Annotated in this window: 2 protein-coding genes; both read right to left on the reverse strand. The window is 34.4% G+C overall.

What is annotated here, in order from left to right:
- Positions 1-47 precede the first annotated feature (47 nt).
- Entirely contained in the window at positions 48-239 is a 192-nt protein-coding gene (locus tag BLW20_RS14500; RefSeq protein WP_091103008.1) for a hypothetical protein, read from the reverse strand.
- A partial coding sequence (locus tag BLW20_RS14505; protein ID WP_218143531.1) for a hypothetical protein occupies positions 236-1377 on the reverse strand: 1142 nt, incomplete at its 5' end. The genes BLW20_RS14500 and BLW20_RS14505, both read right to left, overlap by 4 nt.

Genomic DNA, 1377 nt, shown 5'->3' on the forward strand with positions numbered 1-1377 from the left:
AAAAATAGGTGCTCTAAAAGCACCTTATAAGTGTGTATAAATTCATTCTACAAGCTGTTTCCTTGCTGAAAAGGACTTTTTTCACAGCCTGACGGACGTTTTGGCGCTTGGCGCAGTGGCGGATTTCGGAGCACAAAACTGTCAATATACCACAAAAGTTGATGCAAGGTAGCATGTTCAATTAACCACTGAACCCGCCATTGAGCCAAACGCCTGTTACCTGCTGGGCTTCTGTTCATATTGCAATAATTTCGTGTCTTATTACTCCTTTTTTATCTTCTAAAGTCAATACAATTTTATTTGTGTTAGGAATCAAAGTCAATTTCGTAATTACTTGGTTATCATATTTCGTATATTTTATTTTTGAAATATCTTCTCTGCGATTACTACTCCTGTTAGAATACTCATCTGACTTTTTAAAATATGATTCTTTTATTTCAAAAATACCCAACCCTTTTTCCTTACTGGCAATTACTATTTTGTCATTTATGAGGATGAAATCAGTAAAAGTGTGGTAGTTTTTGTCATTTTGGTTGGAGGACAATGCAAAACTACTTGATAAGTCCAAGTTGTTATAAACGGTTATATGATTTGTCGCTCCTACATAACCACTATAGGTGTCTGACAAAAGCCCAATGTATGTTTCTGTTATTCGTCCTTGGTGTATGCTCTCGTAAGCACCATTATGTTTTAGTTCTTTAAAATGTAGTAGTTCTAATTTATCAGTTGAGTTTTTGCGATAAAATAAAACATATTTTGGCAAAACTATATTGTCAATTGCTATTAGTAAGCTGTCATTTACAACTATATCGTCTATTGCTTTACCCCAAACAACAACTTCACTTGGAATCTCAAGTTGATACCATTTTTCATTTTTTAAATGATATTGAATTAGAATCTCCTTTCCCTTTTCGCCACCTATAAATAGATTGTTTTCATCAATAAAAATGGATTTTGGCTTTATGTCAAAAGGGATTGTCAATTTAATTTCTCCCGATTTAATGTTGTAAATCGTAACTTTGTTTTTTGCAGTATCAAGAACTACAATTCGTTCCTTTTGGTCAGTCGTGTAAATTGATTTTTCAGTAATCGGGAATGTTTTAATTTGATTTATACTGTTGTTAATGTATGAGTTAATTGAAATTGTATTCTTGTCCTTTAACAGGATAAAAAGATTTCCGTTTTTCAATCCATTCTGTCCGAATACAGTAAAAAGTGAAAAAAATAAAAATGTCGTAAATATTAGTTTCTTCATTGTAGTGTCGTTTTTTAGCCTTGCAGGTAACGGCCCGGCGGCTTTGCGCAGTTTCGACCGAGCTTTGCTCGGGTCGGAATTGTGCAAAACCGCTTGATGTGCGCCAGTCCGCGTAGCGGCTG

This window comes from Paenimyroides marinum (genome assembly GCF_900108395.1).
In the GTDB taxonomy this organism is placed as follows: domain Bacteria; phylum Bacteroidota; class Bacteroidia; order Flavobacteriales; family Flavobacteriaceae; genus Flavobacterium; species Flavobacterium marinum.

Bases quoted from the DNA above. Each gene is read 5' to 3' on its own strand.
- BLW20_RS14500 (WP_091103008.1), bottom strand. From the start codon at position 239: ATGAACAGAAGCCCAGCAGGTAACAGGCGTTTGGCTCAATGGCGGGTT.